Annotated in this window: 2 protein-coding genes and 1 tRNA gene; 1 reads left to right on the forward strand and 2 read right to left on the reverse strand. The window is 68.8% G+C overall.

What is annotated here, in order from left to right; translation table 11 throughout:
• Window positions 1–261: 261 nt before the first annotated feature.
• Window positions 262–5,835, reverse strand: a complete 5,574-nt coding sequence (locus tag ACIQ7D_RS34615) for a HAMP domain-containing protein (protein ID WP_403944711.1) — start codon at window positions 5,833–5,835, stop codon at window positions 262–264.
• Between the two features lie 378 nt (window positions 5,836–6,213).
• On the opposite strand from ACIQ7D_RS34615, the gene ACIQ7D_RS34620 reads away from it, so the two are divergent.
• Complete coding sequence (locus ACIQ7D_RS34620) at window positions 6,214–8,838, forward strand: SpoIIE family protein phosphatase (protein WP_403944713.1); 2,625 nt, start codon at window positions 6,214–6,216, stop codon at window positions 8,836–8,838.
• Window positions 8,839–8,900: 62 nt separating this feature from the next.
• Here ACIQ7D_RS34620 and ACIQ7D_RS34625 read toward each other — a convergent pair.
• Window positions 8,901–8,973: transfer RNA gene (locus tag ACIQ7D_RS34625), tRNA-Thr, on the reverse strand.
• Window positions 8,974–9,187 lie beyond the last annotated feature (214 nt).

A 9,187-nucleotide genomic window follows, 5' to 3' on the forward strand; every position in this document is an offset into this window, starting at 1 on the left:
CGCCCCGGCATGGGGCGTCCCCTGTCCACCGGCCCCGGAGTTGCACCGGGCGCCGTCCGAGGGGACGACTCCCTTACGCCGTCCGTCCTTGTGCCGGTCATGGTAGCCGCACCCCGCCCGTCGCCACACCCTGTCACCGTGATGTCACTGCGCTCGAAGCAGAAACGCGGCGGAAGACCAGAAGGTTCCCCGAATACCAGCGGCTCACACGCCCCCGGACACAGCCCGTCGGCACAACGTACCGATTCGCTCGCCGCTCGCTCACTCCTCGCGCATCCACTGCTCCATCACGGACAGCAAGTGATCGGGATCGACCGGCTTGGTGACATAGTCGGAAGCTCCGGAGTCGATGGCCTTCTCCCGGTCGCCCTTCATGGCCTTCGCCGTGAGGGCGATGATGGGCAGACCGGCGAACTGCGGCATCCTGCGGATCGCCGTCGTCGTCGCGTACCCGTCCATCTCCGGCATCATGATGTCCATCAGAACGACCGTCACATCGTCGTGCTGCTCCAGCACCTCGATGCCCTCGCGGCCGTTCTCCGCGTACAGCACCGACAGACCGTGCTGCTCCAGCACGCTCGTCAGGGCGAAGACGTTGCGGATGTCGTCGTCGACGATGAGCACCTTCTCCCCGGAGAAGGAGAACGTACGGCTCTCCGCGGCGGCCTCCGAGGGCTCCTGACGGCCCGTGCGGGCCGCACCCGCCCCCCAGAACTCCCGCTGCCCCGAGGGGACTCCACCGGACCCGCCGGGCCCGCCCGGTCCCCCAGGCGCCCCTCCAGAAGCTCCTGAGGACCCGCCCGTCACGCCCGCCGTTCCCCCGGGCCGCGCCGAACCGCCCTCCGCCGCTCCCGCGTTCTTCCTGCGGCGCCGGAAGAGCGCCGCGGGACCGGGCGCCTCGGCCGGCGTCGAGGCCTCCGGCCGCGCCTGCCCCGGCGACTCCCCCGTACCGTCGTTCGCCAGGGGCGGCAGTTGCTGCATGCCCGCCGGGGTGAGCTGCGGATAGCCCTGAGGAGGCAGCTCGCTCGGATGGAGTGGCAGGTACAGCGTGAAGGTCGAGCCACGGCCCGGCTCGCTCGCCGCGTGGATCTCACCGCCCAGCAGCCGCGCGATCTCCCGGCTGATGGAGAGCCCCAGCCCCGTACCGCCGTACTTCCTGCTCGTCGTACCGTCCGCCTGCTTGAACGCCTCGAAGATCACTCGCATCTTGCTCGACGCGATCCCGATCCCCGTGTCCGTCACCGAGAAGGCGATCAGGTCGCCGTCCACCTCGCGCAGCGAACCCGCCTCCAGCAACTGCTCCCTGATGGCGTCCGGCACATCGGAGCCCGCCGGCCGGATCACCAGCTCCACGGCCCCGCCGTCGGTGAACTTCACCGCGTTCGACAGCAGATTGCGCAACACCTGCAGCAGCCGCTGCTCATCGGTGTGCAGGGTCGCCGGCAGCTCCGGCGACACCCGTACGGAGAAGTCGAGCCCCTTCTCCGCGGTCAGCGGACGGAACGTCGCCTCCACGTAGTCGACGAGCTGCACCAACGCGATACGGGTCGGACTCACGTCCATCTTGCCCGCCTCGACCTTCGACAGGTCCAGGATGTCGTTGATGAGCTGGAGCAGGTCGGAGCCCGCCCCGTGGATCGTCTCGGCGAACTCCACCTGCTTCGGCGAAAGGTTCGACTCCGCGTTGTCCGCCAGCAGCTTGGCGAGGATCAGCAGCGAGTTCAGCGGCGTACGCAGCTCGTGCGACATGTTCGCCAGGAACTCCGACTTGTAGCGCATGGAGACGGCGAGCTGTTCGGCCCGCTCCTCCAGCACCTGCCGCGCCTCCTCGATCTCGGTGTTCTTCACCTCGATGTCGCGGTTCTGCTGCGCCAGCAGCTCGGCCTTGTCCTCCAGCTCCGCGTTGGACTCCTGAAGGGCCTTCTGCCGGTTCTCCAGCTCCGCCGAGCGCTCCCTGAGCTGCTCGGTCAGCTCCTGCGACTGCTTCAGCAGCACCTCGGTCTTCGAGTTCACACTGATCGTGTTGACGCTGGTCGCGATCATCTCGGCGATCTGGTTGAGGAAGTCCCGCTGGATCTGCGTGAACGGCTGGAACGACGCCAGCTCGATCACCCCGAGCACCTTCCCCTCGAAGAGCACCGGCAGCACGATCACATGCGCCGGGGACGCCTCCCCGAGCCCGGACGAGATCTTCAGATACCCCGGCGGCACATTGACCTGGATGGTCCGCTTCTCCTCCGCCGCCGTCCCGATCAGGGTCTCGCCGGGACGGAACGCGGTGGGCATGGAGCCCGCCGAGTAGCCGTAACTGCCGCGCATGCACAGCTCGTACGAACCGTCGCGCCCCACGTCCGTGCCGAGCTGCGGCACCGTACCCGTCTGCATCGCCAGGAAGAACGCGCCGTGCTGCGCCGAGACGACCGGGGTCAGCTCGCTCATGATGAGCGACGCCACGTCGTCGAGATCACGGCGGCCCTGCATCAGCCCTGAGATCCGGGCGAGGTTGCCCTTGAGCCAGTCCTGCTCCTCGTTGGCGAGGGTGGTGTCCCGCAGATTGGCGATCATCGTATTGATGTTGTCCTGGAGGGCCTGGATCTCACCGGCGGCGTCCACATCGATCTTGAGGTTCAGATCGCCGCGGGTCACCGCGGTCGCCACGGCGGCGATCGCGCGCACCTGGCGGGTCAGGTTGCCGGCCATCTCGTTGACCGACTCCGTCAGGTCACGCCAGGTGCCGTCGACGTCCCGGACCCGCGCCTGACCGCCGAGCTGACCGTCCGTACCCACCTCACGGGCCACCCGGGTCACCTCCTGCGCGAAGGAGGAGAGCTGGTCGACCATGGTGTTGATGGTGTTCTTGAGCTCCTGGATCTCACCGCGCGCGTCGATGTCGATCTTCTTGGTGAGATCACCCTTCGCGATGGCGGTGGTGACCGTGGCGATCTGACGCACCTGCCCCGTCAGGTTCGACGCCATCGAGTTCACCGACTCGGTGAGGTCCTTCCACGTGCCGGAGACCCCGGGAACCCGGGCCTGACCGCCCAGTTCGCCCTCGGTGCCCACCTCACGCGCCACACGCGTCACCTCGTCGGCGAAGGACGACAGCGTGGTCACCATCGTGTTGACGGTATCGGCCAGCTCCGCGACCTCACCGCGCGCCTCCACCGTCACCTTCTTCGTCAGATCGCCGTTGGCGACCGCCGACGAGACCCGCGAGATACCCCGCACCTGACTGGTCAGGTTGTTGGCCATGGTGTTGACGTTGTCGCTGAGGTCCTTCCAGATCCCGGTGACGCCACGGACCCGGGCCTGACCGCCGAGGATGCCCTCCGTGCCCACCTCACGGGCGACACGGGTCACCTCGTCGGCGAAGTTCAGCAACTGGTCGACCATCGTGTTGACCGTCGTCACCAGGTCGAGGATCTCGCCCCGGGCATCGACGGTGATCTTCTTCGACAGATCGCCCTTGGCTACCGCGGTGGTCACCTCCGCGATGTTGCGCACCTGGGAAGTGAGGTTGTTCGCCATGAAGTTGACGGACTGGGTGAGGTCCTTCCACGTACCGGACACGCCCTGGACCTCGGCCTGACCGCCCAGGATCCCTTCCGTACCCACCTCGCGGGCCACCCGCGTCACCTGCTCGGCGAAGTTGGAGAGCTGGTCCACCATCGTGTTGAGGGTGTTCTTCAGCTCCAGGATCTCGCCCCGGGCGTCCACATCGATCTTCTGCGACAAGTCACCGCGGGCCACCGCCGTGGCGACGCCCGCGATGTTGCGGACCTGCGCCGTCAGGTTCCCCGCCATACCGTTCACGGAGTCCGTCAGGTCCCGCCAGACCCCGGCCACACCGGGCACCTGCGCCTGACCGCCCAGCCGGCCCTCGGTGCCCACCTCACGCGCGACCCTGGTCACCTGGTCGGCGAAGGCGGAGAGTTGGTCGACCATCGTGTTGATCGTGTTCTTCAGCTCCAGGATCTCGCCCCGGGCGTCCACATCGATCTTCTGGGACAGGTCACCACGCGCCACCGCCGTCGTCACCTGGGCGATCTGCCGCACCTGGTCGGTCAGGTTTCCGGCCATGGAGTTGACGGAGTCGGTCAGCTCCTTCCACGTACCACTGACGCCGTCCACCCGCGCCTGGCCACCGAGACGGCCTTCCGTACCCACGTCGCGGGCCATGACCGTGACCTGATCAGCGAACGAAGAAAGCTGCGCCACCATCGTGTTGACGGTGTTCTTCAACTCCAGCATCTCGCCGGCCACGTCGACCGTGACCTTCTGGGTCAGGTCCCCGTTGGCGACCGCCGTCGTCACCTGCGCGATGTCCCTCACCTGACCGGTGAGGTTACGGAACGCCGTGTTGACGGAGTCCGTGAGGTCCTTCCACGTACCCGCGGCACCCGGCACCTGCGCCTGGCCACCGAGCCGGCCCTCGACCCCGACCTCGCGGGCCACCCGCGTCACCTCGGAGCCGAACGAGTTCAACTGCCCCACCATCGTGTTGACGGTGTTCTTCAACTCCAGCATCTCGCCCGCGACATCCACGGTGACCTTCTGGGACAGATCGCCGTTGGCGACCGCCGTCGTCACCTGCGCGATGTCCCTCACCTGGGTGGTCAGGTTGCGGAAGACCGTGTTGACCGAGTCCGTCAGGTCCTTCCACGTACCCGCCGCGCCCGGCACCTGCGCCTGGCCGCCCAGCAGCCCCTCGGCGCCGATCTCGCTCGCCACCCGGGTCACCTCGTCCGCGAAGGTACGGAGCGTCTCGGTCATCTGGTTGATCGTCTCGGCGAGCTGGGCCACCTCGCCGCGCGCGCTCACCGTGACCTTCTGGGACAGGTCCCCGCTGGCGACGGCGGTGGTGACCTCGGCGATGCCCCGCACCTGGTTGGTCAGGTTCCCGGCCATCGTGTTCACCGAATCGGTGAGGTCCTTCCACACCCCGGCCACCCCGGGCACGGTTGCCTGACCGCCCAGCTCCCCCTCCGTACCGACCTCCCGGGCGACCCGGGTGACCTCGGAGGAGAACGACGAGAGCTGGTCCACCATCGTGTTGACGGTGTTCTTGAGCTGAAGCATCTCGCCGGCCACGTGGACCGTCACCTTGCGCGACAGATCACCCTTGGCGACCGCCGTGGTGACCAGCGCGATGTCCCGTACCTGGGCGGTCAGCCGGTACGCCATCGTGTTGACGGAGTCCGTCAGGTCCTTCCAGGAACCCGACATCCCGCGCACCTTGGCCTGACCGCCGAGCTTGCCCTCGGTCCCGACCTCCAGCGCTACCCGCGTCACTTCGTCGGTGAACGCCGAGAGCTGGTCGACCAGGTTGTTGACGGTACGGGCCACCTTCAGGAACTCACCGCGCAGCGGACGCTCCCCGCCCTCCACGGAGTGGGAGCGCAGATCCATGCGCTGCTCCAGGTCGCCCTCGGCGACCGCGGAGAGCACCCGGCCCACCTCGGAGACCGGCCGGGCCAGATCGTCCACCAGCGCGTTCGACGCGTCGATCGCGGCGGCCCAGGAGCCCTCGCAGGCACCGGTCTCCAGCCGCTCCGTGAGCTTCCCCTCGCGTCCGACCATGCGGCGTACGCGGGCCAGCTCCCCGGTGAGATGGATGTTACGGTCGGCGACCTCGTTGAAGACGGCGGCGATCTCCGCCATCACATCGTCACCGGAGACCGTCAGGCGTTTGCGGAAGTTGCCGTCCCGCATCGACACCAAGGCCGTCAGCAGTCTGTTCAGCTCCGCCGCGTCCACCTCGATGGTCGCGTTGCCGCGGGTCCGTCCGCCTTTCGCGCGCGTGCTCGTGCCACGCGCCGCCGTGCCAGACTCCACCGTGTCCCTCCCGCAGGGGTTGACCGTACTGCCCGAGCTGTCCCAGAAAGCCTGCCCAGTGTTTCACTGCGGCTCACCGCCGCGACCAACCCTTGGGGCGTTACGGCGCGACCGTCAAATCGTTGAAGCCTACAAGGACAGGACCGCCCTTGCCGCACTGCCGCCCGCAAGGTCCCTCGAAAGTCCTCACGACCACGAACCTCACCGGACGGCTTCCGCCACCGCCCCGTACCGACGGGGCACATGTGGCCGCCGGACCATAGCAGCTTCACCGAGTCGGGACTCCGTCACACGTGGCACAGGACGACCGTCTAGCCTGGCAAGCGAATCGAAGCGACAAGAAACGGGCACAGGACTCTGGGGAGAGACGAAACACCAATGGGGAGTGCTGTGATCACCGCGCGTGCGGCTGCCACCTTCGATCCGGTAGGGCGGTCCGTCGCGACCGCCCGTGCCTTTGTCCGCGACACGCTCCAGGGGTGGGGTTTCTCGGATGTCGTGGACGACGCGGTCGTTCTCACCAGCGAGCTGGTCACCAACGCCGTCATCCACGCCGGCACGTCCGCCGATGTCCTCTGCCTCCGTACGGAGCAGGGCGTCCGCGTGGAGGTCGCCGACCACTATCCCGAACGCGAGGTCCCCATCCAGGGCAGCTCGCGCTCCTTCGCCAACGCGGAACAGGAGAACGGCAGGGGACTGCTCCTCTGCGCCGCCCTCGCGTCACGCTGGGGAGTCGAGTACTCACCCACCTTCAAACAGGTGTGGTTCCAGCTCGAACTGCCGCAGCGCCCGGTGGGCACCCGCTCGGCGGGCCCCGTGCTGCCCACCGACCTGCTCCCCGTCGCCGACGAACGGGTGCGGGTCGCCGTTATCCAGATCGACCGCACGGGCGCCGTCACCAACTGGAACGAGGACGCCGAGCGCATCTTCGGATACGCGGACGAACAGGTCGTCGGGAAACCTCTCACGGACATCGCCGCCTGGCCCCACACACCGGGCATCGGCACCGGCATCGTCGAAGCGCTCCAGCTCTCACGCTGGGAGGGCAGTTACGGCATCCGGGCCGCCGACGGCCGCGTCGTCCCCGTCTACGCCTCCCACCTCCGCGTCCGCGACACCCATGGCGAGCCCTCCACGGTCTGCCTTCTCGTACGCGACCACGAACGCGCCGTGATCCAGACGCCGCTGCGCGCCCCGTCGTCCGACGCGGGAGCCGAGAACCGCATCGTGGACCCCTTCGAGGTGTTCATCGGCTCCCCCGCACCCGACGATCTCGACGGGCTCCTCCAGCGCACGGTGGAGCGCGCCCGCGACATGCTCGACGGCGACTCGGCCTTCCTCCTGCTCGCCACGGACGACGAGACGGAGCTGGAGGTACGGGCCTCCACCGGCCTCCCCTCCGCCCGCCAGCGCTTCGCCCGCGTCCCGGTGGAGGCCGGCGCGGGGCGCTTCGGCTCGGCGCGGATGCCGGCCGTCCACGAGGACCTCGCCGCGGTCCCCGGCGCCGTCCCGCTCCTCAACGGCACGGGGATGCGTTCCGTGGTCACCGTCCCGCTCAAGGTCGAGGGCCGGCTCACCGGCTCTCTGGGCGTCGCCGCGGAGGCCGCGGGCCGCTACAGCAACGAGGAGGCCCTGCGCCTCCAGTTCGCCGCCGACCGGATCGCGCTGGCCGTCGAATCGGCCCGGCTGGGCGAGCTGGAGGGCTTGCGACGCGGCTCGCTCTCCTTCCTCGTCGAGGCCTCGGACCTGCTGGCGGGCACCCTGGACCGGGACCAGACGCTGGCGCTGATGGCCCAGATGACCGTTCCCACGCTCGCCACCTGGTGCGCCGTCTACACGATCGCCGACCAGGCGTCCGACCCGTACCTCTCGTACGTGCTCCACGAGGACGAGGACCGTATCGACGGTCTCAAGGCCCTTCTCTCCAAGGTCGCCCCACCGGACCCGGTGCCCACCCCGGGCGCCCGCATCTGGGCCGCGCCGGCGGAGGCGGCCCACCTGGCGGCGCTGCGCACGTCCATGCGCGACATGGGCAGAAACAGCCCGCCGCTCTCCCTGGGGATCGGTACGACGCTGGCGACGGCGGCGGCCGTGGGCGGCGAGACCGTCGTGCTGCCTCTCGTGGCCCGCAACCGGGTCATCGGCATGCTGACGCTGGGCAAGCCCTCGGACGACCATTTCCGCCAGGAGATCCTGGAACTGGCCGAGGACCTCTCCCGCCGGGCGGCCCTGGCACTCGACAACGCCCGCCTCTACTCGGAGCGTACGGCGATCAGCCAGGCCCTCCAGCGCAGCCTGCTGCCGCCGGGCCTTCCGCAGATCCCCGGCGTCGAGGTGGAGGTCATCTACCGTGCGGCGGGCGAGGGCAACGAGGTCGGGGGCGACTTCTACGACCTGTTCCCCATCCGGGACGGTGCCTACGGCTTCGCCATCGGCGACGTCTGCGGTACGGGCCCGGAAGCTGCGGCCGTGACCGGCCTGGCCCGCCACGCCCTGCGTCTGCTGGCCCGCGAGGGCTTCAGCGGTCCCGCGGTGCTGGAGCGGCTGAACGCGGCGATCCTCGACGAGGGCGCCCGCAGCCGCTTCCTGACGCTGCTCTACGGCGAGCTGTGGCCGCAGGAGGACGGCAGCGCGATCCTCAAGGTGGTCTGCGCCGGCCACCCCCTGCCGCTTCGCCTGCGCCAGGACGGCACGGTCGAACCGGCGGCGGAACCGCAGCCGCTGCTCGGCGTCATGGAGGACCTGGAACTGTACGAGCAGGTGGTCACCCTGGACCCGGGAGACGTCCTCCTCTGTGTCACCGACGGCGTCACGGAACGCAGGGAAGGAACGCGCATGCTGGGCGACGACGGCCTCACCGACGTCCTCACGACGTGTACGGGCCTCACGGCGGGCGCGGTCGCCGCACGCGTCCTGCGCGCGGTGGAACGCTTCGCCGCCGAGCCGGCCTCGGACGACATGGCCATTCTCGCGATGCGCGTCCCGGAGCCGCACGCCGGCTAGAAGCCACGAGACGACCCAGCAGAAAGGCCCCCGCCGAATGGCGGGGGCCTTTCTTTTAGCTGAGCCCCAATACGGAATCGAACCGTAGACCTTCTCCTTACCATGGAGACGCTCTACCGACTGAGCTATTGGGGCGAGCAACGAGATAGAGCATACCCGATGATCAGACGTGCGCAAGACCATCCGGAGGGGGCTGCGGCCTGCATACACAGACTCCTGGACCCCCCGATGGCCCGGCGCCTGCAAGGGGGCCCGGAACGCAGAAATGCCCCGCACCAAAAGGTGCGGGGCATTCCCACAATAATTGTTCGGCGGCGTCCTACTCTCCCACAGGGTCCCCCCTGCAGTA

This window comes from Streptomyces sp. NPDC096310, assembly GCF_044763125.1.
GTDB lineage: Bacteria > Actinomycetota > Actinomycetes > Streptomycetales > Streptomycetaceae > Streptomyces.